Origin of the sequence: Pantoea sp. T14 (assembly GCF_036663535.1) — a bacterium.
Lineage (GTDB): Bacteria > Pseudomonadota > Gammaproteobacteria > Enterobacterales > Enterobacteriaceae > Pantoea > Pantoea phytostimulans.
Map to the genome: position 1 here is coordinate 176175 of NZ_JAWUEB010000025.1, position 25156 is coordinate 201330.

The 25156-nt window shown below is 49.2% G+C and carries 25 protein-coding genes and 2 pseudogenes; 11 read left to right on the top strand and 16 right to left on the bottom strand.

Annotated elements, in window-relative coordinates; genetic code table 11:
- Positions 1-60: 60 nt before the first annotated feature.
- Positions 61-537, bottom strand: a complete 477-nt coding sequence (locus SC127_RS13640; protein ID WP_215848506.1) for a GNAT family N-acetyltransferase — start codon at positions 535-537, stop codon at positions 61-63.
- A gap of 177 nt (positions 538-714) precedes the next feature.
- Between SC127_RS13640 and SC127_RS13645 the strand changes: the two genes are divergently transcribed.
- The 3 genes from SC127_RS13645 (at position 715) to SC127_RS13655 (ending at position 2623) form a co-directional block, all read left to right on the top strand.
- On the top strand, positions 715-1506 hold the full coding sequence (locus tag SC127_RS13645; protein ID WP_332626913.1) for an MBL fold metallo-hydrolase: 792 nt from the start codon (positions 715-717) through the stop codon (positions 1504-1506).
- Positions 1507-1562: 56 nt separating this feature from the next.
- Positions 1563-2114 carry a GNAT family N-acetyltransferase gene (locus tag SC127_RS13650; RefSeq protein ID WP_332626914.1) on the top strand — a complete coding sequence of 184 codons (552 nt, stop codon included), beginning with the start codon at positions 1563-1565 and terminating at the stop codon, positions 2112-2114.
- A 344-nt stretch (positions 2115-2458) separates the two neighbouring features.
- Positions 2459-2623 carry a general stress protein gene (locus SC127_RS13655; RefSeq protein WP_215848509.1) on the top strand — a complete coding sequence of 55 codons (165 nt, stop codon included), beginning with the start codon at positions 2459-2461 and terminating at the stop codon, positions 2621-2623.
- Between the two features lie 711 nt (positions 2624-3334).
- Here the strand turns inward: SC127_RS13655 and SC127_RS13660 are convergent.
- The 8 genes and pseudogenes from SC127_RS13660 to SC127_RS13695 form a co-directional block, all read right to left on the bottom strand.
- A pseudogene (locus SC127_RS13660) lies at positions 3335-4065 on the bottom strand (YoaK family protein).
- Positions 4066-4351: 286 nt separating this feature from the next.
- A complete protein-coding gene (locus SC127_RS13665; protein WP_332626915.1) occupies positions 4352-4717 on the bottom strand; it encodes a LysR substrate-binding domain-containing protein in 366 nt (121 codons plus the stop codon).
- A gap of 24 nt (positions 4718-4741) precedes the next feature.
- Positions 4742-5071: a DHCW motif cupin fold protein gene (locus SC127_RS13670; protein ID WP_243079302.1), complete on the bottom strand. Its 330-nt coding sequence runs from the start codon at positions 5069-5071 to the stop codon at positions 4742-4744.
- A 370-nt stretch (positions 5072-5441) separates the two neighbouring features.
- Positions 5442-5915, bottom strand: a complete 474-nt coding sequence (locus tag SC127_RS13675) for a MarR family winged helix-turn-helix transcriptional regulator (protein ID WP_243079301.1) — start codon at positions 5913-5915, stop codon at positions 5442-5444.
- Positions 5916-6410: 495 nt separating this feature from the next.
- A pseudogene (locus SC127_RS13680) lies at positions 6411-6641 on the bottom strand (aspartate/glutamate racemase family protein); the annotation flags it as partial.
- 34 nt (positions 6642-6675) lie between these two features.
- Positions 6676-7695, bottom strand: coding sequence for an ABC transporter substrate-binding protein (locus SC127_RS13685; RefSeq protein WP_243079300.1), 1020 nt, complete (start codon positions 7693-7695; stop codon positions 6676-6678).
- A gap of 10 nt (positions 7696-7705) precedes the next feature.
- On the bottom strand, positions 7706-9823 hold the full coding sequence (locus tag SC127_RS13690) for a TonB-dependent receptor (RefSeq protein ID WP_243079299.1): 2118 nt from the start codon (positions 9821-9823) through the stop codon (positions 7706-7708).
- Between the two features lie 191 nt (positions 9824-10014).
- Positions 10015-10617, bottom strand: a complete 603-nt coding sequence (locus SC127_RS13695; RefSeq protein WP_332626916.1) for a helix-turn-helix domain-containing protein — start codon at positions 10615-10617, stop codon at positions 10015-10017.
- 43 nt (positions 10618-10660) lie between these two features.
- On the opposite strand from SC127_RS13695, the gene SC127_RS13700 reads away from it, so the two are divergent.
- From SC127_RS13700 to SC127_RS13710, 3 genes are all read left to right on the top strand, one after another.
- Positions 10661-11356, top strand: a complete 696-nt coding sequence (locus SC127_RS13700; RefSeq protein ID WP_332626917.1) for a B3/B4 domain-containing protein — start codon at positions 10661-10663, stop codon at positions 11354-11356.
- 13 nt (positions 11357-11369) lie between these two features.
- Positions 11370-12260, top strand: a complete 891-nt coding sequence (locus SC127_RS13705; protein ID WP_332626918.1) for a dihydrodipicolinate synthase family protein — start codon at positions 11370-11372, stop codon at positions 12258-12260.
- A gap of 126 nt (positions 12261-12386) precedes the next feature.
- The gene (locus tag SC127_RS13710) at positions 12387-12713 is read left to right on the top strand and encodes a hypothetical protein (RefSeq protein ID WP_243079295.1); all 327 of its coding nucleotides are present in this window, start codon (positions 12387-12389) and stop codon (positions 12711-12713) included.
- Positions 12714-12782: 69 nt separating this feature from the next.
- Here SC127_RS13710 and SC127_RS13715 read toward each other — a convergent pair whose 3' ends face one another.
- The 3 genes from SC127_RS13715 to SC127_RS13725 are packed head-to-tail and all read right to left on the bottom strand — an operon-like array spanning position 12783 to position 13989.
- Complete coding sequence (locus SC127_RS13715; protein WP_332626919.1) at positions 12783-13298, bottom strand: DUF4865 family protein; 516 nt, start codon at positions 13296-13298, stop codon at positions 12783-12785.
- A complete protein-coding gene (locus SC127_RS13720) occupies positions 13295-13684 on the bottom strand; it encodes a tautomerase family protein (RefSeq protein ID WP_332626920.1) in 390 nt (129 codons plus the stop codon). Before SC127_RS13720 ends, SC127_RS13715 begins: the two co-directional genes overlap by 4 nt.
- The gene (locus tag SC127_RS13725) at positions 13684-13989 is read right to left on the bottom strand and encodes a carboxymuconolactone decarboxylase family protein (RefSeq protein ID WP_215848516.1); all 306 of its coding nucleotides are present in this window, start codon (positions 13987-13989) and stop codon (positions 13684-13686) included. The genes SC127_RS13720 and SC127_RS13725 overlap by 1 nt, the downstream gene beginning before the upstream one ends.
- A 100-nt stretch (positions 13990-14089) precedes the next feature.
- Here SC127_RS13725 and SC127_RS13730 point away from each other — a divergent pair, with 100 nt between their 5' ends.
- A complete protein-coding gene (locus SC127_RS13730; protein ID WP_332626921.1) occupies positions 14090-15037 on the top strand; it encodes a LysR substrate-binding domain-containing protein in 948 nt (315 codons plus the stop codon).
- Positions 15038-15195: 158 nt separating this feature from the next.
- The gene (locus SC127_RS13735) at positions 15196-19821 is read left to right on the top strand and encodes an ATP-dependent helicase (protein WP_332626922.1); all 4626 of its coding nucleotides are present in this window, start codon (positions 15196-15198) and stop codon (positions 19819-19821) included.
- Here SC127_RS13735 and SC127_RS13740 read toward each other — a convergent pair.
- Positions 19805-20719, bottom strand: coding sequence for a LysR family transcriptional regulator (locus tag SC127_RS13740; RefSeq protein WP_243079291.1), 915 nt, complete (start codon positions 20717-20719; stop codon positions 19805-19807). The genes SC127_RS13735 and SC127_RS13740 overlap by 17 nt on opposite strands.
- 95 nt (positions 20720-20814) lie before the next feature.
- Between SC127_RS13740 and SC127_RS13745 the strand changes: the two genes are divergently transcribed.
- Positions 20815-21678: an oxidoreductase gene (locus SC127_RS13745; protein WP_332626923.1), complete on the top strand. Its 864-nt coding sequence runs from the start codon at positions 20815-20817 to the stop codon at positions 21676-21678.
- Positions 21679-21835: 157 nt separating this feature from the next.
- Here SC127_RS13745 and SC127_RS13750 read toward each other — a convergent pair whose 3' ends face one another.
- From SC127_RS13750 to SC127_RS13760, 3 genes are all read right to left on the bottom strand, one after another.
- A complete protein-coding gene (locus SC127_RS13750; protein ID WP_215848519.1) occupies positions 21836-22183 on the bottom strand; it encodes a hypothetical protein in 348 nt (115 codons plus the stop codon).
- 46 nt (positions 22184-22229) lie between these two features.
- Complete coding sequence (locus SC127_RS13755) at positions 22230-22397, bottom strand: hypothetical protein (RefSeq protein WP_215848520.1); 168 nt, start codon at positions 22395-22397, stop codon at positions 22230-22232.
- A gap of 163 nt (positions 22398-22560) precedes the next feature.
- On the bottom strand, positions 22561-24012 hold the full coding sequence (locus tag SC127_RS13760) for a sugar porter family MFS transporter (RefSeq protein WP_332626924.1): 1452 nt from the start codon (positions 24010-24012) through the stop codon (positions 22561-22563).
- A gap of 470 nt (positions 24013-24482) precedes the next feature.
- Here SC127_RS13760 and SC127_RS13765 point away from each other — a divergent pair, with 470 nt between their 5' ends.
- Positions 24483-24758, top strand: coding sequence for a hypothetical protein (locus SC127_RS13765; protein ID WP_332626925.1), 276 nt, complete (start codon positions 24483-24485; stop codon positions 24756-24758).
- Entirely contained in the window at positions 24755-25063 is a 309-nt protein-coding gene (locus tag SC127_RS13770; RefSeq protein WP_332626926.1) for a hypothetical protein, read from the top strand. Before SC127_RS13765 ends, SC127_RS13770 begins: the two co-directional genes overlap by 4 nt.
- Positions 25064-25156: the final 93 nt, after the last annotated feature.

A 25156-nucleotide genomic window follows, 5' to 3' on the forward strand; every position in this document is an offset into this window, starting at 1 on the left:
AAGGCGCTGCCGCTGTGGAGCCCCCGGCTAAAGCGTTGTTATCTTAAAGAACAGCGCTTTTCATCGCGACAAATTGATGACCATGTCAGTGCATTTTAAGTGGGCTTGCGCCAGCCTGGAATAATAATGGCCTTCCTGCACAGCAACGAATCCGTGCTGCTCATAAAAAGAGACCGCATTGGGGGTGGATGAAAGAGTGAGATGCGATATTTGACGCTTCCTCGCCTCAACTTTGATCGCATTGATGATCAGGCTAGCCAGACCTTTGCCGGCGTAGTGCGGAAGCGTGAATATTGCCTCAACGCTATTGCTCGCAAGGTCAAGAAAACCCGTAGCCACAGGTGAACCTTCGACGCCATCTATCACAAAAAACGGATTGGCTGAAATCACCGATCTGAAGCTGGCAGGCATAGCGTCTGGCGTCCAGGCCGTTACAATGGCAGCGTCATAAACTTCTGCGCAGCCACGGCGAATGGCCAGATTTCTGATCTTCCAGAGAATTTCTGCTTCATTAGGGGATGCCCGCCTCACTTTCACAGCACTTTCCTTTCAAGATGTTTACGCATGAATTCTGTTGGCTCAGTAAACCATTAAAGCGAATCAAAATGCCACCGCAGAGAAAGAGCCGCTGGATTACCGCCTCTTTCTCCGACATTCACTCAACCTGTTTCTGACTTCTATAATCAATCTCAGCAAATAGATGAGGGCGTCTCAATGATCAAAGTATGCGCGACATGCGGTACATCTTATGAAGAGCAAGCAGTGAAAATAGAACGCTGCAAAATATGTGATGATGAGCGTCAGTATGTGCCCGCTACCGGACAAAAATGGGTACCGTTATCAGCCCTGCAAGAGAGTCATTCGAATAAATGGCAGTCACATGCAGAGAATTTATTGAGTATTAAAACTGTGCCCAATTTCGCTATTAATCAGCGAGCTTTTTTACTGAGAGCACCAGAGGGAAATGTGTTGTGGGATTGCATCGCGAACCTTGATCAGGCCACTAAAACGTTGGTGGATTCGCTGGGCGGAATCAGCGCCATTGCCATTTCCCATCCTCATTACTACACCACCATGCAAGAGTGGGCAGAGGCGTTTAATGCCCCCATCTACCTCCACGCCAATGACAGTGAATGGATCATGCGTAACAGTGCTTTCATACGTCTTTGGCAAGGCAATGAACTGGAACTGATGCCCTCTGTAAAACTCCTACGTCTGGGAGGACACTTTGCCGGCGGCTGCGTGCTTCACTGGAACAGCGGCGATGGTATTCTGCTTGCGGGCGACATTGTTCAGGTCACGCCCGGCGCAGATGCCGTCTCGTTTATGTGGAGCTACCCCAATATGCTTCCGCTGCCCGCAGCGGTGGTGAGTGAAATGACACGCCGCCTTTCTGGCATCCACTTCAACCAACTTTATGGAGCATTTGAAGGGCAAGACATTCACGACAGTGCACAGGATATTGTGCTGCGCTCAGGTGAAAAATATATTGCCTGTCTTCAGTAACCTGCCTTTAAGATAGCGTTAACGCAGCACGTAAATATCTGGCATAAGGAAAATGCATGCACCCTGATGACATCAGCTCAAACAGATTGCTCTATCGCCGCCTTACTCTTGATGACTGGCCGTTCTTTTTAGCGCTGAATCAGGACAGGTCGGTGATGAAATATATTTCAGACCCGCGCAGTGAAGATGAGATTAGAAAACATGCCTTTGATTGCCGAATAGCGGAGTGGCAAAAAGGGTGTGATCATTGGCTTTGCCTGTTGATGCATGAAAAAGCGTCAGGTTTGCCCGTTGGCGCAACAGGTTTTATTGATCGTGGTGAAGGCATTGCTGAAGTCGGTTTTGTCCTTTCCGCCGCGTTTCAGGGAAAAGGCTATGGCATTGAATCTCTACAGGCCCTGATTGAATTTTCTTTCAAGCAGCATGATTTCAGAAAGCTGGTTGCCACCGTAACGGCAGGCAATGAAGCATCAAAAAGAACCTTAATAAAGGCAGGATTTCTCCAAGAAGGCACTTTGCGGCGCAACTATTATCTTGACGGAAAGTGGCAGGATGACTGGATATTTGGGCTGCTAAGGGAAGAGTATTTGGCTGAACACGAAAAGTAATCTGAAGCGTGTACATTGTTGATTTAAAATGATTTATTGCATATGCACCAACCAACACCATCACCTCACTGTTTTGAAGAAAAACAGTGAGGCAGACGCTGAATAATGTAGAACGGAATAAACGATAACATTCACGAAATATATAAAATTTCATTTAAAGAAACAAAAAGTAATAACACAATGAAAATAACTCTCTGTATAAAAATGCGATCGTTACGCAGAGTTTAAATTAATTTTCGCGCTACGCTTGCAGGCTTTTAAAGCTTGTCTATTATTAAGTCTGTACGACGCGCATGACCGAGTTAATACGGTTATGCAATATAAACTCTTGAGGAGAACATAATATGACTCAGCACAGAGGCGGATCAGGTAACTTTGCAGACGACCGTGAAAAAGCAAGCTCAGCCGGTAAGAAAGGCGGACAGCATAGCGGCGGCAATTTTAAAAATGACCGTGAAAAAGCGTCCGACGCAGGGAAGAAAGGCGGGCAAACCAGCCGCCGCAGTTAATAAGCCATGAATCATCTCGCTTATTATTAGAGGCAAAGGATTGCCTCACTCTTTGTTTGTTTTACAGAATAGATGACTTTTTATTGAATAGATAAATCCCTCCGCTAACTGATTGAATACTCATGACTACTTACATAATCAATATCGCCGCCTCTCACGAGAGTACAGCGCCTAACCTGTCTACGAATGATTCATTATTGAAAGAAATTCACGCATTCTGATCGTCCACAATTACCTCCTGTTACACAAATACCTTAAATATCTCTCTATTAAAAATGGCTCTTCTGGTCTGTGATTTTCTCTTCCCTGCACGCTACGCCTCCGCCAGAAAATATTTCCTTCTCCTCTATTTCCGATTAATTTTAGCAGCAATCAATAAAGATGGTTTAAAGAGCAGTTACACCCTGTCATGGTGAAGTCATATTTATCGATCACACTTTGGCGGCAACCAGAGTGCTGAGGCAGGAAAACCGGACAGCTACATTTCGTTATTAATTAAAAAAGATATGCTCCGTGTTGATATTAACCCAATCAATGGAAGCTGAGCGTGGGTGACGCCTTTTTGGCAAACAGTGATTAATTTTGAGGTACTGAACGTGGATTACTCTGGATGGAACAAATTCGAGCTGGCAAGCGATCCTGATCTACGTTGAGTCATTCAACAAAAAAGGCTTTCTGAAATAGTCAGAAAGCCTTTTTATCAATACAACATCAATACAACTTTTTGCCGGCCGTTTGCAACGTTATTGCGATAGCGCTGGAAGCAATGATCATCAGAGAAACACCCAATACAATCATGGCATTGAAGCCAAACGACTTGAATAAAAGCAGCCCGACAATACAACCTGACAAAAATGAAAATATCGTCGTCAAATGCGTGTGCAATTGCTTCTGATAAAAACGACGATTGCTGGCATCTTCTCGCGAAATAAATGAAGTCAAATAGGAACCAAAAGCAATCCCGGCATCGGTTAAGGTTCCGGTAACGTGCGTTGAACGTACACGGCCATTTGAAAGTTGGGTTGAGGTTGAGTTGTGCACCCCATCAAGAACCCCAATAGCACCAGTACTTCGCCGTTATAACTCGGCGAGTAGAATACGGTTTCAAAAACCGAGGCAGCAGTTAATGCCATTCCTTCAAAAAGAATAATCAGGCAATAAATGGTCCGCATTTTTCGCTGCTGCCCAGCAAACACAGCGAAGCGTGCCGTTGTACAACCAATGACAAACGCAGTTATCAGTACCGCTAAAAAAAGCAGGCTATGAAGATCTGAAGTAGAGACCTCAGACGAAATTTGTGAAGCGTTCCCCGTCATGTGTGAAGGAAAAAAACCAAAGGCACCGAGCGCCATTGCATTTAATATTCCCGCCGTCGTCGCCAGCACCAAAGCCAAATAGCGATCTTCAGTGTGCGATCTTACGCGCTTCTTTTTTATTAGCACATTATTCCCCGATAAGATTTTTGCGATGAAAAGGAAACAACTAATGTGTTGTAAGCATAATAAAGAATACAACCTTATGCGCAATGTGCTTGCTATTACAGAATACTCTTACTCTTTAACTATTTGATTTAGTAGTTATTTTAAATTTCATTCAGCTTACTTGTAGAAGTGTAAATATTCTACGCCCTTTTCTCATCCGCGTGCGTTTATGTGTAGAAAGTTATTTAAGTAGCGGCTAAGTTTAGAAACTAAATAAAGTGTCAAATAACAGCTTCCCACTTAGCCATTAATTCACCATCAACGCTCTGAGTCGTGCAAGAAGCCACTGAAGGGCAGGATCGTTGTCGCGCCGTTTGTGCCATAGCAAAGAAAGCGGAATATCTGGGCTTTGTACCGCGACGTCACTGCCCACTAAACCGAAGGGTATCCATTCCGCCGCTAATCCATCAGGAACGGTGGCCAAGGCAGGCATCTGTGTAAGAATTAACGGTAGCGCAGAAAAGTGTGATGAGACATAACGCACCCGCCGCTGTAAGCCTTTCAGCGCCAGTTGTTGATCAATGGCGCTGTGGCTTGCGCCACGATACGAAACCCACAGGTGTTCATGGTCAGTAAAGGCTTGCAGTGAAAGAGGCGCTGTACGTGCCCTCAAATTTTTCTGTACGCGACTTACCGGCTAATCCACGATAAACAGCCTGGCACCAACAGACGTAGATGAACGGTGCGCCTCAGCATTATCAGCAACCTGATAACTGGTTCCTGGCGTCAATACAAACGTGCGGCCATCTTCCAGTTCAGTGTGTAGTTCGCCCTCAAGGCAAAAAAGAATATGACCTTTTACACACCAGTGATCGGCCAGATAACCCGGCGAATACTCCACGATGCGCACGCGAATATCATTAAAACGTTGGGTTCGCCATAAGGCGCTGCCCTTTTCACCCGGATGCACCTCAGCTTCAATTTCATTCCAGTTTGTGGTCCCAAACGGCAGGTTCTCAATTTTCATCCGTGTTCCTTATTTGGTTAGCTGCACCTGCTTATCGATTTTTGAACGGCGTGCATGAACGTTCATCCGATCAGCACCTCAGACTACACGAGTTATTAAGAAAAAGGTTCTGAATCGACTTTACAGAAAAGCCCCTTAAATTTTCCCTAACCAAGGCGCGCGTTAAGCAGCAGTTTGAAATCGATATCTCCAGCTGGAGAAGGGTCAGACTTATAATGTGCCAGCAATATGCACCTTCTAAATCTCTTTTTTTTGCATTCTAAAAAGCGAGCAACTGCCCGGCAAATGAGGGTGATAGCGTGCTTACTTGCAATGAATAATGAACACATCCCACGTCAATCTGACGTTTACTAACCTGGCCTTGGTATCTTTATTGCTTTTCAGCAGGCTCCTGTAACCCGCCTAACTTAATCAGCAGGCGTTTCAAGTCAGCAATATCCTGCACGTCCAGCCCTGCGGTCATCAACTTCTCGGCATTTTTTGCCTGCTCGATCATCCGCTCCATCATCATTTTGCCCTCTTCAGTCATTGTAACCAGCTTTCGACGACGATTAGCAGGATCAATCACCACGCTCAATAGCCCGCCTTTAGACATGCGTTCAATCACATATGTCCCGGTCGCTTTACCGAAACCGGCGCGGTGTCCCAACGTCTGCTGATCGCAGGTTGTCTCTTCTGCCAGCACAACCAGGATAGCGTACTGCAAGGCTGACAAGCCGGTATCGACGCTTTGGTTCCAGCACGTCGAAGAGTGTTGCCCTGCGCGACGCACCAGATGCATTAATGAGGTATCGCCGTGTGGCCATCGCGGAGCAGCGAGGATTAAGTCAGGATTATTAGGCATTGACTAACGTGACTCCAAAAGCAGTAAATTACAGTTCGAACTTATACAGTTTTTACCGAAACTATAGGGTGGAGCGTGTTTCCAAAATAATGCGCATGGATAAGCATCTCAGGCGCTGCAATTGGCGTTCAGGTTCGCTTCGCGCTGAAACATGTGGATGTTCAAATGCATCTGATCATCTCAAAATGGGCACACGCAACGATTTATAGGGAACACCTAAAGTGTACAAGACGTTGCCGCCCTCGCCTCTAAGAATGCCTGCGGCGGCACGCATGTAAATTCCATATGTGATCCAGGCAGCATTGCCTGCGTCGATGAGCGCAGCGCGATACGTGAGCCGTTTCAAAACGTGCGGGATATCGTATGTGGGGGGCGACCACAACCGCAAAACAGTTGCTCGCGCTGCACCGGCTCATCAAGAGCTGAAGCGGTTACAAACGGATGAGTAAGGAATGAAATGCCCGCCCGGATAGGGTGGCTTTTGGCCGCTGAGATCAAAGCCTGAATCACCGCATCCTGCGCATGAACACGTGTGGTATCAAAAAGTGGCACGCTGGCGTCGGTTGCATCCACCAAAAAGGTGATTTCAGTACATCCCAGAATGATCGCTTATGCGCCCTGCTCCACCAGCTGTTGCATGATCTGGCGATGTCGGCTGCGCGATCCTGGTTCAATCACGCCCAGGAACAGTTCCTGATAAATTACCTCATGCAGCAAAGTGCGGTCAGCGGCACTAGCACAATGAAATCCGCGCCGGTTCTTATTCTGGCGGCAGCGCAGCAAGGATCCTTTTGGCGCCTTTTTCATCCAGCGGGTAATCATAGAATCGCTGATAGAAAGTTTGTGTGGCTTGAACAAGATTGAGGCCAGAAAAGAGCTCAGGATGCAGTATCTTCGCTGCCCACTGAATTTGCAGCGCCGCTTCGGTGCCATAACGATCCCACGGAAAAACACCGGCTGGATTTTGCAAGACCTGATGCTGTTTCACGGCTTTTAAACTCGCAAACAGCGATGCGTAGTCGGACTTCGCCCAATTTCCTGCGCCCTGACCAATGATGATCACATCAGGATCCCAGTGAATGACCTCCTCTGGCGACACCTCTTTCATGTTTCCTTTAATCTGCTCTGCGACATTTTGTCCACCCGCGAGTGTTATCCAGGTGTCGATCAACGTATCACGGCCATCCACTTTTAACGGATGTAAGGATTGGATATGCAGCACGCGCGGGCGTTGATGAGCATTAAGCCCCGCCGTCTTTTTACTAATGAACGCAATTTGCTGGTCCAGATAACGATTGTAATCTTGCGCACGCTGCATAGCTTGCTGAGTGCCCACCACTTCAGCAGTGGTCAGTAAAGAACGCTTCATGCTCGCAAAATCATCGAAATTCATCATCAGCGTGGCAATGCCAGCCTGCCGATACCCCTCCGCCTGGGGATCATTAGCAGGAACAAAAATCGCATCAACTTGACGGGCTACCAGCGCTTCGCTAGAGAAATCTTTGCCATGCACCTGAAGAGCCTGGTTGAGCGAAGGTTGAACAGTAAACATCCAGGGACGATCGTTGGGATGATTCACGGTCGCGACAATGCGATCGCCTGCACCTAATGTCATTAACAGTGAATGATGCGCATACCAGGCATCGGCGATCCGTTGGGCCGGTTTCATTACTTCAACTTTATTTCCAGCATCATCGCTCAATGTTTTACTCAAAACGTTAGTGCTTACTAACGTCATGGATAGCGTGAGGCCAAGTGTTAACAACGTCTTGTGAAACATAATTTTCCTGTCAAAAATCCAACTGCATTGAAACCTGCATCATGCGCGGTTCTCCAAGCTGGGCACTTGCGTAACCTGCTCCGCTATAACCGTTTAAACCGCCCGGGACAATATTGGTCCAGTAATGCCGATTGGTCAGGTTGGTGATGTCAAAACGGAAAGTGGTGGCCGTATTAAAGAGTTGAGTGTGGTAGGCCGCACCTGCATCGAGCGTGGTGTAACTGCCCACCCAACTCTCATTCGCGTTATCTGTAGCGCGTCGCCCTACGTAGTGAATGCCGCCATGAATATCTGAACCCACAAGCACCGGCAGATCCCACGCTGCAAACACGCTTGCGGCATACCTTGGCAGCCCGACAATCTGCTTGTTTTGCGTCGCCTCGCTGGCAGTACTGAGCAAACGAGGATCCAGCCAGGTCATGCCGCCATAAAGATGAACATTCTGCGTCACATCGCCATCGGCCATGAGCTCAATGCCGCGGTTGCGCTGTTCACCCGCCTGAGCGTAATTGCCGTCTTGCCCGGTATAAGCAAAAGGCCGTTTGATTTGGAATACCGCCGCCGTTAACAGCACGTCACCCAGCGCCAATTTGCTGCCTGCTTCGATTTGCTTGCTGCGATAAGGCGCAAGAATGTTACCGGCATTGTTGGCACCACTTGGTGCGGTATCGCCCTGCTGCAGGCTATCTGCATAAGAAACATACAAGGTGAGCGGATCGACAGGTTTAAACATCACACTGGCGGAACCGCTGAATCCGTTATCAGATGACTCGCTGGTGCGAGCACCCGTTTTAGCGTAGTTAGCAGAACTCAACAGGCTTTCACTTCCCGCCAGCAACAGGCTCCATTGAGGATTAAAAGCGAGGTTATCACTGAGCAAAAAAGCATGCTGCGTTGCCGTCGCAGAGTGATAGCGCTGAGTAAAGTCGGGATAATCTGGTTCGCCAAAGGTGGCAGGATTAGCCAGTGAAGCACTTCCCAACGTCTGCGTTGCGCCATTCAGGGGATTCATATTCTTCCAGACGAATCCCCGTAATCCTGTTGAGATTTGATGGTGCAGCCAGCCGGTATCAACTTCGCCATTAAGGTTAGCCATATAGCTATTAATGGTGAAACGACTGGCGGTCGCCGACGAGGTTGTGGTGGTGTAATGACCTGCGTTATCGGTAAAGGTGTTTGTTACCCCAGTAGATTCGCGATCGGCGATTTGACGTAATACGCCAATTTCGCCCTGCCAGTTACCATCAAAATCATGCTTCAGATGTGCGCTGGCAGTCAGCGTATGATTATTATCGCCAGCATAGTATTGCCCAAGACCGGCGCGCTTTGGATCCGGCGCAGCAGGAAACGAAAGTCCGTTACCCAAAGCAAATTTTCCCGGTAAGCCTTTGTCATAAAAATGGTAATAGCTGAAGTTAGTTTCTAAGACGGTTTGATCGGAAAGATTAGCGTCAACAGCCAGGCTAAAAAGCTGACGCCGCTTTTTGCTTCCGCTTACATAGCCGTTGCCTTCATCATCCAGCATATTAAGACGATACCGCAGACGATCGTTATCATCCAACGGTCCGCTAAAATCCCCTGAAAGCAGCCGACTGGTGCCGGTTCCTGCGCCAACAGTGACCGAATGTTGCGGTAAATGTGTGCCGCGTTTCGCAACAAAATTAAATAATCCCGCAGGATTTGACGGGCCATAAAGCGATCCGGCCAACCCATTCAACACTTCAAGATGATCAAATTGCTCTGCGGCGTAATCAGTGGTGGAAACCACATTCAGCCCATCGATCATACTATTTTGCACCACACTTCCCTGCATACCCCGTGTTTGCGGTCGTGCGCCGTCACCCTGAACGGATGGCATATAGCGATAGAGATCGCTGACACTTTTGAGCTGTTGTTGCTTCATTAATGCAGGTGCCACGGTTTGAACCGACCAAGGCGTATTACGTACCTCTTGTTGACCAAGATTGCCTAATGTCGCCTTTTTATTGATCGGGGAATGCGTGTTGTCTGCGGCAGCGCTCACAACAAGCGTCTCATCGGGAGCGGATTGTTCGGCGTGCGCATGATGCAGAGCGGTGAATATTGTCAGGCTGAGCGTGCTCAAAGTATAAAAAGTTAGCGGTTTCATTATGTATTTATGCAAATGGTGATAAAAAAAGAGCGATCAAGTAATTACGGTAAGTAACTAATTTCGTTATTAAATTTATTATATAACGCTAAAAGGGTTTCATGCACCGCTATATTTAAAAATACATAACGAATAATGCGCCTTAGTGAGCGCGCTATACATTCAAATGAGGAATAGCAGGAGAGATGACGTTACTTATGCAGTTCAGCCACTGTCATAAAAAATGTTACCGGCTGCTGGTTCGCACTTGAATAGGCGTGGGGTTGGTCTGTTTTTGCAACAGCAGAACATCCATGCTGAATGTTCAGCACATCATCACCTAAATCAAGCTGTAAAATGCCCGCTTTAACGTGCAGCAATTCGAGCGTGCCAGGTGGATGACCGGCTGAACTAAACCGTTCGCCGGGGAACATTTCCCAGCGCCACAACTCAATCATATCGGGCCCGCTTGTGCCTGCCAGCAACTGCGCGGAGCCACCTTTTTCACCAGACCATAAGGTTGGAATATCTTCTTTCTCAATTAAATAGGCATTGGGCGCATACGTTACATTGACCAGATCTGCCACTGATAAACCCAAGGCAGCCGCAACTTTGCAGAGAATCGCGATACTGGGATTTGCCGCGCCTTTTTCTATTTCAACTAACATACCTTTGCTGACGCCTGCACGGCGCGACAGCTCATCCAGCGAGAGTTTTTGGCCTTTACGAAAGTTCTTGATGCTGAGGGAGACAGCCTGATTAACGCTGTTCATATCCGAACCCGCATCGGTCGTTATATTGACTTTTTTGGTCATTGGTCACTACTATGAGATAAATTAGTCACTGAGAGATTATCCAATGTTTAGCGTTTCCCCGTCAATCGACCCGGCTATTTCTGAGATCGCACCCGGTTTTAGGGCGCTTAGTGTGGTGGTGCAAGCGGCCCCACTCATCCATCCCGAGGTGGCGGAAAAAGCGCTGCGGCAGGCTTGTCTTGCAGCCAATAACGATGATTTCCCTTGGGCAGACGCCCACCTTTCCGCCTGGGCAGACGCGTTTAAACGGTTTGGTGCAAAACCCAAGCGCACACCTTGCTCTGCCGAAGCGCTACGTAAACGCGTATCACGCGATGGGAATCTGCCTGCTCTCGATCCGGTTGTGGATCTCTACAACGCGATCAGCATTAAATACGCGCTACCGGTCGGCGGCGAAAATTTCACTGCTTATACGAGCCAACCGCGCTTAAAGGTAGCTGATGGAACAGAACGTTTTGATACCGTAAAGGAAGGAGAGATCATATTTGAATCGCCTGAAGCGGGTGAAGTTATCTGGTGTGATGATAAAGGTGTAACGTGTCGCCGTTGGAACTGGCGTCAGGGTGTGAGAACCCGGCTTGATGCACATGCGCAGCAGATGTGGTTTATTTTAGAAAGTTTGCCTGCCATGCCGCTTGAAGCCCTGCATCGCGCAGGCGATGAATTGATCCATGGACTGGAACAGATGATGCCCGGTGTGCTGATCAATAAACAGTTGATTGGATTCGATATCGTCTAATCAGGAGCAACCTATGTTTACCGGTATGAGCGCGTTTCCTCTCACGCCTCTCAATGAATCAAAGATTGATGAGCACGCTTACCTTAAAATAATTACGCGTTTAGTCGATGCAAAAGTTGATTCTATTTGCGTGCAAGGATCGACGGGAAGTTATGCCTATCTTACGCTGAAAGAGCGAGCACATTTGCTCAGGCTTGCCGTTGAGGAGGCTAACGGGATACCGGTAATGACCAGCATTGGCGCGTTGCGCACGCGCGACGTTTTAATCGCTGCAGAAAATGCGCAAAAAATGGGGGCTTCTGCGCTGCTTTTAGCGCCTGTTTCTTACCAAAAACTCACGCTGGATGAAGTCTTTTCCCTGTACGAAACGGTTGCAGGAGAGATTTCAGTGCCGTTGTGTATTTATGAAAGTCCCGGCACCACCCATTTTGATTTCAGCCCCTCTCTCCTGCTCGATCTTGCACGGCTTCCCAATGTGGCTTCCATTAAATTATTGGGCGGTTATCCCGAGAGTGAAAATTACCTCAATCGCATTACGAATTTAAAAAACGCGTTACCCACGCATGTTTCTCTCGGCATCAGCGGTGATGTTTTTGCCGCCCCAAGCCTCAGCGCAGGCTGCCAGATCTGGTATTCGGTTATTGGCGGGCTTTTTCCACGCGTTGCGATGAAAATTGCCCATTTGGCGATAACAGGTAAGGGTGATGAAGCCGCGCAGCAAAGTGCGAAACTTGCGCCACTTTGGGCGCTGTTTCGCCAATACGGCAGTTTACGCGTTGTGGCTTCCGCTGCGGCTATGTTGGGTCTTGCCGAAAACGGCTGCTTACCTTTACCACTCAAAACACTGCATGGCGATGTCTGCAAGGAAATCAGCGATGTGATTGAAAGTGTGCAGTTGTCTTAATTAAATGACGCCCTAACGTAACGAAAAAAGGCTTATCCAACAGAGTTGCTTGTGGCAGGATATGCCCTCTTTTTGAAGCATCCTGCTCCTTTCCAAGTGGATGCGCGTTAGAGAGTGCAGTTATACATGGTCGTCTCAAAATTAAAAATTATCGTTCCCGCTTTGCTGGTTATTGCGCTTATTGGCTGGTGGTTCATGCCGCATTACAGCGCAGAAGATAAAGCCTATTACGTCTCTGTTTTTTGCGCGATTAATCATGAGGATGAAACAGTGTTCCTCAGCGATATGTCTGGCGTGATTGAAGGCAGTAATTCAGATTACGCACTGCAAAAAATCCATTTCAATGCTGATTTAGGCAAAAAAGTGGTGAAAATCTGGCAGACCTTATCTCCGCAAGACCAAGCCCGCGCGGCACAGGACAACATCACCTGCCAGCGTCTGCTCAATGAGTAATTCGCCCCTGAGAAACGGGCCATACCCGTAGACGCTGTATCGGATCGGTTATCGCAGCGACAGCGGCGTTTAAATATTTTCACCCGCCACATAACCGATGCGATAGTTGTCCTCACCCGCTAACGGTGCAGTGGATGAAAAATCAACGTTCAGTAATTGCCAGCGGCTCACATCCCAGCCTGAAACTGTCCCCGCCGGTTTAATGACCGAAAGATCGCTGTGAGGAAGCACAGCCTGTTTGCTTATCGCGACGAATGACGAAGCGCTGATGAGTGCGAGATCTTTCGGTGCCTCCAGCGCTGTCCAGGTCTCAATCTTTGGCCAACCAAAATCGCGGGCCAACGCAGCAAATCCGGGACTTTGTATAAAGCGATGCATCGATTCGGCATCTTGCCAGAGGTAAAGCGGTGCGTAACGATTTTCAGAGACGGCTAACTCAGCGTCTTGTTTTCGCGCAAACAAATAGGCTTTGAAAATAAGCCCTCGAAAGCCCATTAGCCGAGCGCCATTTAGCGCAATACGTTGCTCAATGATTGTCATGTCATAATCAGCGGGTAAGCTGAAGCAATAGTGCATGATGATCATAACGCCTCCGGGCAATACATTATTCCACCGCTGAAACTCCACTCTTCGGCGCGATTAAACTGGATAATCACCATCACGTTGTCAGGATGAATCTTAAGGCTGACTTTCAGCTGCTCGCTGAGGAATGCATAAAAACGCTGCTTTTGTTCGCGGGTGCGCGGTTTACCCGCGACGATGTGAAAAAGAATAAAATCATCATTTCGCGTTCCGCTGAGATAATGCGCATCGTAGATTCGCCGTTGCGCCGCCAACACTTCAATCACCTGAAATCGATCCTTCTCGGGTACCGAAAATTCCTGCGTTAATGCGCGGTGAAGAATGTCTGATATCTGCTGTAAAGTGGCTTCACTCATGCCTTCACGCACGGTAATACGGGTAAATGGCATTAGCTTTTCTCCATAAAAGTGTTTAAGGCAGAAACCGCTGCGGGCCAGCCCGCATAAAAAGCCAGATGGGTAAACACCTCGGTTATCTCTTCTTCTGATAACCCGTTTTGACGTGCAAAGTCGATATGCCAACTCAGCTGCTTATCTCGGCCCTGCACGGTCAGCGCCGCCAGGGTAATCAAGCTACGCTCACGGGGTGAAAGTTCAGGGCGCGTCCAGATATCCTCAAACAGTATGTGTTGAGTCAGTTCAGCGAGTTTCGGTGCCGCCTGCGCCAGCGTTTCGCGGGTTAATGAAATTGCCATTCTTTCTTCTCCTTATGATTGATGGAACCAGTGTGGAGAAAGGCTATAATCCTGAATATCAAATTAATCAGCACATACGATCCCGCTTATAAGGACAATTGTGGAAAAAGTTCCCTCCAGCCTTGATACCGAGGCGCTGCGCAGTTTTGTTGCGGGCATCGACGCAGGAAGTTTTGCACTTGCCGCTCAACGCTTGTGCCGTTCAACTTCAGCAGTCAGCGCGCAATTAAAGAAGCTAGAGCAACAATGCGGAACCGCATTAACAATAAAGAAAGGTCGCCATCTCGAATTAACCGCCAGCGGGGAAATACTGTTGGGCTATGCACGCCGCCTTTTAACGCTCAATGATGAAGCGCTTCGTGCGGTCAAAGGTGAATTGCTGCAGGGCGAAATTCGCATTGGCATGCAGGAGGATTTTGGTGAATCGGTGATGCCTGGTGTATTGGGCCATTTCAGTCGCCAGCATTCAGGCGTGAAAATCACGGCGCGAATCGACAGAAATCAAATGCTAATCAATGCGTTCACCGCTAAAAGTCTGGATATGGCACTTATTTGGCAGCCGCCTGAACTCACAAATGACAACATGCTGATTGGGCAATGTCCGCTCGAATGGATCCACCATCCCGATGCAGATGTTGCCGGGTGGCTCAAAAGGGGCAAACCTTTACCGCTGGTGGCATTTGAATCACCCTGCGTTATGCGTTCGCGAGCCACTTCCTGCCTTGATCGGGCGGGTATTCCGTGGCGTATCGTTTTTACCAGCCACAGTCTGAGCGGAATATGGGCTGCTGTACAGGCGGGCTTAGGCATCACAGTGCGTACTCGTGCCGGTTTGCCGGCCAATTTAGCAATCGGTACTGATCTTTTGCCTGCGCCGGGTTCATTGGGCATAACGGTTTTACGCGCAGAAAACCGCCATGATGAAGCGCTCACGTTGCTTCAACAGCTGATGGTGGATGCCGCACAACGGTTTACCACGTTGGACGAACTTTCGCGTAATCCGTTCGCCCGAATGCAAATCTGGTCGGGCGAAGCGCAACGACGTTGATGCACAATAAAATCGGAGCCACGTAAGAATTAAGCCGCAACCGCGATCCCGCTCCATTTTTCTCATTTATGCATACAATTAAACGTCTTAACCTGACCTCGATACTTTCATGAAGCACTCGGGGTTCAAAGCCACCAGCCGCAAAATGTGTGTATGTCATGCCAAAATCTGTCATTTCCAGCGATGCGCTTCATGCTTTTACACCCGCCACACAAAGATGGTTCGCCGCCGCTTTTACCGCACCCACGCCCGTACAACAGGCAGCATGGAAGGCGATCGCAACCGGTAAACATTGTCTGGTGATTGCGCCCACCGGTTCTGGCAAGACACTTGCAGCGTTCATGAAAGCGATTGATCTATTGTTTCAAGAGCGTGCCGGGCAAGATAAGCGCGTGCGGGAAACAACGACGCGCATTTTGTACATTTCTCCTGTTAAAGCGTTGGCGGCAGATGTACGACGTAATTTAAGCTTGCCGCTGGAGGGCGTTTATGCGGAACGTCGCGCTTTAGGTGATCCCGAAACCTTGCTTAATGTCGGTATGCGTTCCGGCGATACGCCAGCAGGCGATCGCGCAAAGTTGCTGCGTCGCCCGCCCGACATTTTGATCACGACACCGGAATCGCTGTTTTTAATGCTGACTTCGCAAGCCAGAAACACGTTGCGCGGCGTAACCACAGTCATCATTGATGAAGTGCACGCGGTAGCCGGTTCGAAACGCGGTTCTCAGCTAGCGCTGAGTCTGGAACGCCTCGATCAATTGCTGCCCTCACCGGCACAACGCATCGGATTGTCGGCAACGGTTAAGCCGGAGGATCGCGTAGCCCACTTTCTTGGTGGCGCACAAGAGACACTCATCGTTAATCCTGCTTCCGAACGCACCTTAGAGATGAAAATTGTCGTACCCGTTGAAGATATGACAGATATCGCTGGCAGATCCGAGCAACCTTCAGAAACCACGTCAACGTCACGATCCATTTGGCCACACATCGAAACACAAATTTTAGAACAGGTAATGTCTCATCGGTCGACGCTGATTTTCGCTAATTCACGCGGTCTGGCTGAAAAGTTAACGGCACGACTGAATGAACGCTATGCCTCTCAGCTTAACAGTCCGCCGCCTTTGCAAGCGCCTCAGCATTACGACTCCTTTGCGGGTGGAACAGAAAAGCGTGCTGATGGCGCAACGGCATTAATCGCCCGTTCGCATCATGGTTCAGTTTCCAAAGAACAGCGCAGCGAAATTGAAGCTGCGCTAAAGGCCGGAGAATTGCGCTGCGTAGTAGCAACATCAAGTCTTGAGCTTGGCATCGATATGGGACCGGTTGATTTAGTGATTCAGGTCGGTGCGCCTTTCTCGGTGGCTAGTGCGCTACAACGCGTTGGCCGTGCCGGACATCAAGTTGGGGGAATCTCTTCTGGCATTATCTTTCCGCGTACCCGACGTGATGTAGTGGATGCCGCCGTTACCGTAAAAGCGATGCTTGAAGGCCAGCTGGATCCTATCGAACCGCCCAATAATCCTTTGGATATTCTGGCGCAACAAACGCTGGCAGCTGTGGCAATGGATTCACTTCACATAGATGCGTGGTTTGCTTTGGTGCGCAGAGCCGATCCTTTTCGTACTCTGCCACGCAATGTGTTTGATGCCACGCTTGATATGTTGGCCGGTAAATATCCTTCTGACGAATTTGCGCAGTTCCGCCCACGCTTAGTGTGGGATCGTGAAAGCGGCATATTATCTCCTCGACCCGGTGCGCAACACTTAGCGGTCACCAGTGGCGGCACCATTCCCGATCGCGGTATGTTCAGCGTGGTGTTACCCGAAGGCGAAGAGCAGTCAGGATCACGCCGCGTGGGTGAGTTGGATGAAGAGATGGTTTACGAGTCGCGGGTTAACGACATCATCACGTTAGGGGCAACGTCGTGGCGTATTCAACAGATCACCCACGATCAGGTCGTCGTGGTTCCCGCGCCGGGCCGCTCTGCACGGTTGCCGTTCTGGCATGGGGAAGGTTTGAGGCGTTCCGCCGTATTAGGGGAGAGGATTGGCACTTTTTTACGCCAGATGGAAAACGCCCTTTTACATCACCCAGCGGAGGCTGAAAAGGCGCTCAGCGCTGTGGGTTTAAATGAAAATGCGGTGCGCAATACGCTTTCATTACTCGCTGAACAGCGCGAGAGCACTGGCGTATTGCCTACTGATCAAACATTAATTATTGAACGTTGCCGCGATGAAAGCGGTGACTGGCGCGTTATTTTACATTCGCCATGGGGACAACGCGTACATGCGCCTTGGGCGCTGGCGATTGCAGAACGGATTCGGCGTCAAATGGGCATTGATCCTTCTGTGGTTGCCAGTGATGACGGCATCATTGCCTGCTTCCCGGACAGCGAAGGCCGTGTACCTGGCGTCGAGCTGTTCGTATTTGAACCTGACCTCTTGCAGCGCATAGTCACAACAAGCGTCGGCAGTTCGGCACTGTTTGCGGCACGTTTTCGCGAATGTGCTTCCCGCGCGTTGCTATTGCCCAGACGTAATCCTGGTAAACGTTCTCCACTCTGGCAGCAACGGCTGCGCGCAGGTCAATTGCTGCAGGTGGCTCGTGAACACGATGACTTTCCCATTCTTATCGAGACTGCGCGGGAATGCTTACAAGACGTTTATGATCTTGCCGCACTGCATCAGCTCATGGAAAAAGTGCAGCGCGGGAAGATCAGGTTTGTCGATGTAACCACTGACACGCCCTCACCTTTTGCCGCACCGCTGCTGTTTGGTTATGTTGCAGAGTTCATGTATGCAGGCGATGCGCCTTTAGCTGAACGTCATGCTTCATTACTCTCGCTTGACAGTAACTTGCTCGGAGAATTATTAGGCAAGGCAGATATGCGCGAACTGCTTGCCTCTTCGGTTATTGAACGCGTTGAACAGGAACTACAACGTACCGCTAAGGCATATAAAGTCAGCGGAAAAGAAGGTATCGCCGATCTGTTACGCGAATTGGGGCCGTTATCACTGGCTGAAATTGAGGCGCGCTTCGCCTCTGAAGATATTGATGAAGCCGCTGCCTCCCTTAAAAGTCTCGAAGAGGCGCAGCGTGTTATCAACGTAATAATCGCTGATCGATCACGTTGGGCAGCGATAGAAGATGCCGCTCGCTTACGTGATGCAATCGGCACGGCATTACCTGCGGGCATTCCTGTGGCTTTTCTCCAGCCGCTCCGAAAGCCACTTCGCGATCTGATTAATCGCTATGCGCGAACGCACGCCCTCTTTACCACCCGCGAAATTGCAGAACGTTTTGGCTTGGGTGTTGCGGTAGTAGGCGAAGAACTGGAGCGCTTGTCTGAACAGGCGAAAGTACGAAAAGGTGACTTTGGCCTGCAGCGTGATGACTCACAGCAATGGGTCGCAGAAGAGATTTTTAAACGGCTGCGTCTGCGATCGTTGCGATCGGCCCGAGAAGCGACGCAACCGGTCGCACATTCAGCTTGGGTCACAATGCTGCTTGAACGTCATGGATTGATCAATCAAGCAGCCGCTCAGTTTGGTGCCGATCACGCTGCTTTTTCTCACGGTGCTTACGAAGGGGTTAACGGTGTCGCGCGTGTGATTGAGCAACTTGCGGGCGTTGCGCTACCCGCTTCATTATGGGAATCGCAAATCCTGCGTGCACGCGTTCGCGATTATCAGCCTGCAATGCTCGACGAGCTGCTCGCTAACGGGGAAGTCATTTGGTGTGGCCATAAATCGCTGAGTTACAACGATGGCCTGATTTCCCTGCACCTGGCTGAGTATGCTGCCGAAACACTGCCTGCTTCCGTTCAGCAGCCAGAACTCGCGCCGCTACAACAAAGTATTGTTCATATGCTGTCTGAAGGGGGAGCATGGTTTGGCCGCGAAATATTGTTGCGGATGGAAACGAATGAACATGTCGGTCCAGAGCAGATTTACGCAGCGCTGTGGGAACTGGCATGGATGGGCTATATCACTACCGATACCTGGATTCCCGTACGCGCGCTTATCAGCTCACCTTCTGTGTCGCGTTCACGTCCTGCGCGCGCATTACGTAGTCGGCGTATGCACAATTTCAGCCTGAAATCGCCAGAACGAAGAAGCCCTCCCGCGAATACAATCGCAGGGCGCTGGTCATTGATAAAAAGAGAAACGCTGCAACCCACGACACTGGCGCTGGCATTAGTTGAAAATATGCTTGATCGCTATGGCGTCATTACACGTGGTAGCGCGATTTCGGAACAGATTCCCGGCGGATTCCCGGCCTTACAGCCTGTTTTACGCGGATTTGAAGATGCCGGACGACTGTTGCGGGGGCGCTTTGTAGAGGGCTTAGGCGGCGCGCAATTTGCTGACAACCTCACGATTGAGCGATTACGTGAGCTGGCGAAAACGCCGTCTAACGAGCGTGCTACTGCCGCGCTGGCTGCAATGGATCCCGCGAATCCTTTTGGCGCAACGCTAAACTGGCCAATGCACGCTAGCGGAACACGCCCCACCCGGCGCAACGGTGCATTTGTGGTTATTGCGGGTGGCGAACTGCAGCTTTACCTGCCGCAAGGTGGGAAAGATCTGTTAACTTTTGCAAAAGAGAGTCAGCCTCTTTCGCTCGCGATCAGTGCGCTAGGAATCGCATTAAAACGCGATAAACAGCTTCGTTTTACGCTGGAAACTGTCGATGGCGAACCCGCGGGCCTTTCCCCGCAATTAGCCGCATTGCGTGCGGCAGGATTTTCCCGCGTACCAAACGGGTTCAGCTGGGAAGGTTAAGGTTCTTCTCGCGCACAAAATTGATAAAAGCTTGCAGTGGCGCCGGGATCAATCGACGGTCATTGTAGTAAAGATAAGGGCCTGAAAATTCCAACCACCAGGGTTGTAAAATGGCTTCCAGCTGATTGCTTTCCAATGCGGGCTTAAGCCAGTCTTCAAACAGATAGAGAATGCCACCGCCTGCTATCGCTGTTTCAACCGCTAAATCCACCGCACCCCCCACGCTGACTACCAGCGGGCCACTGACCTTAACGCGAAGGCTTTCGCCATCACGCTCAAATTCCCAGTCTGGCATAACACCGCTGGCGTAACGTCCGCGCAGGCAGCGATGCTGTATTAAATCTCGTGGATGCTGAGGTCGCCCATGCCGATTCAGATAATCAGGTGAAGCCGCGGCGGCAAAACGTTGTCGACGCGCGCCAATTGGTACTATCACCACATCCTGTTCCAGCCGTTCTTCATAACGAATACCGGCATCACAACCATCACGGAAAACATCCTGAACGTTACTTTCAGCGATGATTTCAAGCTGGATATCCGGGAAGCGTTGCAGGAATTCCGGCACAAGAGCCGGTAAAACTAAACGCGAAGCGCTTACCGGGACATTGAGCCGTAGCGTGCCGCCCGGTGTATTACGGTAATCATTGAGCGCATCAAGCGCCGCGTCGACTTCACTCATTGCTGGCAATAAACGCACCATCAACGCCCTGCCCGCTTCCGTTAACACCACTGTGCGTGTTGTGCGGTGAAACAAACGAATGCCAAGTTGCTGTTCGGCACGTCTTACTGCATCGCTAAGTCTTGACGCATTACTGCCCGTAACACGTGCTGCTTCCCGAAAACCACCAGCCTTAGCGACTTCAACTACAGCGTGAAGCAGTGCAATATCGAGTGGCATTGTGCGTAACTCCGTACAGTATGTCTTGATTTACCCGAATAGTTGCACAGCCATTCTCCCGATACAATTAAACGACATTCCATCAGGAGGTTTCCATGTCCCAACCCAAACTGACTTATCGCCTAGGCGACCGCGACGTTAATCGCTTAGGTTATGGCGCAATGCAATTAGCTGGCCCCGGCGTGTTTGGCCCGGTTAAAGATGAAGCGCGCGCCACGGAAGTACTGCAAAACGCAATTGCAGCCGGTGTGAACCATATCGATACCAGCGATTTTTACGGTCCGCATGAAACCAATAAGCTGATCAAAAAGGCGTTATATCCTTATCCTGACGATCTTTGCATCGTTACTAAAGTTGGCGCGCTACGCGATAACAAAGGCGGTTGGCTGCCGGCATTCACACCTGATGCATTAACGCGTGCAGTGGAAGATAACTTACGCCACCTTGGCTTAGAGACGATGGAGGTGGTTAATCTGCGAAGTATGCTGGATGTTCACCAGCCTAAAGAGGGATCGCTTGAACCCCAGCTGGAGGCATTGATGGCGCTGAAATCGCGTGGGCTTATTCGTCATATTGGTCTGAGCAACGTCACAGCAAAACAGGTTGCCGATGCGCAAAAAATGACGCCGATTGTCTGCGTACAAAATATGTATAACCTGGCGAATCGTCAGGACGATGCGCTGATCGATAGTCTGGCTGAGCAAGGTATCGCCTATGTTCCGTTTTTCCCATTAGGCGGCTTCTCACCATTGCAATCATCACAGCTGGAACAGGTTGCTGCCTATTTAAATGCCACCACGATGCAGATCGCGCTGGCGTGGTTGCTGCGTCGATCGCCCAATATTTTATTGATACCGGGTACGTCATCGCCACAGCATTTGCAGGAAAATCTGGCGAGCAGACACCTTGAACTCCCCGCAGAGGCGATGGAAAAGCTAAACGAAATGGGGAAAGGTTGACCAAAACAGCGAAACCCGCAGGTTGCGGGCTTCGGTAGAACGGGAATGGACGACTGACGAGTGCTCTTTCTCTGTGGTGAACCTCTTTGCGAGCGATAAACGCGTGATGAAGAGGTTATCAGTATGCGCTGGGCTTGAAGCTGTATTGAGTTCGGCTTTAACGCACTGAATCTTCATCGCTATCGTTTAGCTCGTGAAGCTGTATTTGGCGCGAAGGCGCGGATTCAAGCTGTTCACTGTAATCAGCACTCACGTCCGGTAAGCTTGTAAACTGTCCATCAACGAACAAGAAGCTTAGATGCTGCTCAATATCTTTTAGCATCGCTTCAACTGATTCAGCTTGATCACCCTTTTCATCATTACCATCAAGCTGCCAGTGAAACACCCCCGTCTCTTTGCTTGCACTGCCGATATCTATTACGTGCCCATCAATATTCTGCATGAGCAGACGCGGCTCGCAATAAATCAGCATATAGGGCATTAGATCGCGTTTGTTCTCTGACATATTTTATCTCCAGTGGGGTCTGGGGAGGCATTTGCTCATCCTCACCTTATAAATAGTAGCGTATGCCATATATCGCCCAAAAAATGGCGTTTGCGGCAAGATATGTCCAGCATCCCCAATACGCTACGGGTTCACGCTGTGTTCTTAACTTAGGCAGGAAAGCCAATAGATAACCGGCAGAAGCGATAAGCGAAATAAAATAGAAAAACTTCATCGATTTCTCCTGAAAAATCCTTAACGCTTATCAGCATAGACAGCATTTTGAACTCTCGCATGCGTAGATGAATAATCGATGGCTTCCGTTACGCTTTAAATTTGCAGGACTTTATTTGATAAGAGCAGGCAGGCTGCGTGAATTACAGCCTGCCAGAGGGGGGTTAGTTTGCGTCAGCAGTTTGACTGTTTTCGCCAAACTTCTCTTTCATGTGTGCCTCGATCTCTTCCAGACTTTTACCGCGCGTCTCTGGCAGCATCGACACGACAAAGAAGAGTGAGCCGACATTGATCACGGCAAAAATAAAGAAGGTCGTGCTGCCCGCGTATTCCATTACGGGTGGGAAACCAAACGCAACCACAGCATTAAAGATCCACTGAAGTGATACGGCTGCACCCGTTAATACGCCGCGAAGCTGCATCGGGAATAATTCCGACATGAGCAGCCAATAAACCGGCGCAACGAACATCTGCATAAAGAATAGAAACATTAAAATGCAGGCTAATGCGAGATAGCTTTGCGTGAGATTCGACGGTAAAAATGTCAACACAGCGCCTAACAAGATCTGAGCAGTAATAACAAAACTCAGGCCGGTAATCAGCATTTTACGACGAGCAAAACGGCTGACTGCCCAGATACCCGCAATCGACGCTATCACTGAGACCACACCATTACCGATAGTAGCTGCAATAGAGGCACTGGTGCCCATGCCGGTTGATTTCAAAATAATCGGTGTGTAATACATGAAGCCGTTAACGCCAGTAAACTGAATGACGAAACCTAGCCCCGCGCCAATAATCATTAATCTGATCACCCACTTCTCACGAATGAGTGTCATCGCACTTGGGCCATGTTCCGCAGCTTTGGCTTGCCTCTTCATCTCCGCCATTTCGTGGCGAACTTCACGCGGCGTTTCACGCAGATACTTCAATATCTTTTTCGCTTCTTTCAGCCGTCCTTCTGCTACCAACCAGTGTGGCGAAGCGGGAACAAAGAAGGTCCCGATAAACAGCAGCAATCCTGGCACCATCGCAATGGCTAGCATGTAGCGCCAAAGGTGTTCATCGTGCAGTAAATAGCTGAGCAATGTGCTGGCAACGTAAGCAATAAGCTGGCCCGTCACAATCATCAACTCATTACGACTCACCAGCGGTGCGCGTAATCTCGGCCCTGCAATCTCAGCAATAAACACCGGCACCGTTGATGAACCACCGCCGACTGCAATACCCAGCAAGAATCGCATCGTGACCATGACTGGAACGCTAGGAGCCAACGCGGTGCCCAGTGAACCCAGCACGAACAAAACAGCGAGGCTGCGCAGCGTAATACGACGCCCGAAGCGGTCGGAGAAAAAACCACTCAGAAAAGAACCAATGGCTGCGCCAAATACCAGCGACGAAGCCACTAAACCTTCAGTGAACGAGTTGAGACCTAATCCTCCTTGATCGGGAGGTGAAGTCATGTAAGGCAGTGCGCCTGAAATAATTCCCGTGTCATAGCCAAAAGCCAGCGCGCCCATAGTAGCAACAAGTACCACTAAAAAAATGCGCTGACGGACGGTATCAGCAGTTGTAGTTTCATCCGTTTCGGAAGAAACCGGCGTTTTCGTACTCATATAATCCCTGTAATCAAAAAGTTAAATATCCATATGGTTAAATTTCATACGGAATGAAAATGGAACATTTTTACCATTAAGGTCAAAGAGTGTAGACGGTATTTAACGAATCGGTGGCTCGACAGAACGTCTGCTGAAAGTTTATTTTTTCCCAGCTAAACAGAGATAAGAGTTATTGAAAATGCGTCAGAGTAAGTGGTTTATTCATCACTACGTTGAGTCATTTAAGTTATTGCAAATAGCAGAAGATAAAACACTTACTCACTTAACTTGTTAGTGATAATCATTATCACTTACTCTTTGGCTTGCTTTTCAAGTAATGGGAATGATGCACGTGACTTACGACCTTCGTTGTCGCAGTCACTATCATATTGCTGACAACAGCTATTATTTACCTGTTTCCCGCGAAGCCTGTTCACCGGATCACACGCCCCGATACGTCTGCATTTACGGTAGCAGAATGGCGCTTAATGTTTATCACCGCTCTGACTTTATTATTCTGGATCACCGATGGCTGGCATGGTATTTCGCCAGCCTGGATTGGCGTAGCGGCTGCCTGTATGTGTCTGCTGCCGAAAGTGGGCTTCATTGATGGCAATGAGTTTGCCAACGGCGTTAATTTTCGCACCTTCCTTTATGTCGCCGCCATTCTCGGTGTTACCACTGTTGTGGTTGACTCTGGTTTAGGTGAGAGCATTGCTCATGGTTTACTTGCTATTACCCCCTTGCCATCGGTATATCGTTGAATGTGCTGACTAACGCACTGAACTTTGTCGTCACAGCCAAGGGCGTTGCGGCGATGTTTACCCCGATAGCGCAACAATTCGCTGATGCTTCCGGCTTTTCGCTGACTACAGTGGTCATGATCCAGGTCTTTGCTTATGCCACGCCATTATTGCCTTATCAGGCATCACCGATTGTTGTCGCGATTGCTTTGAGAAAAGTGTCCGTACGTGATGGTGTGAAGTTATGTCTGCTAGTGGCAATCGTCAGTGCGCTAATTTTATTACCACTGAATTATTTGTGGTTTTTATTACTGGGCTACGTCTAGTTTCTAAAGCGTATATTGTTGCCCGGTTAAAGACGGGCATTAAAAAAAGAGCCCATTACGCGCGTGATGGGCTCTTTTATTACTGATTTTTAT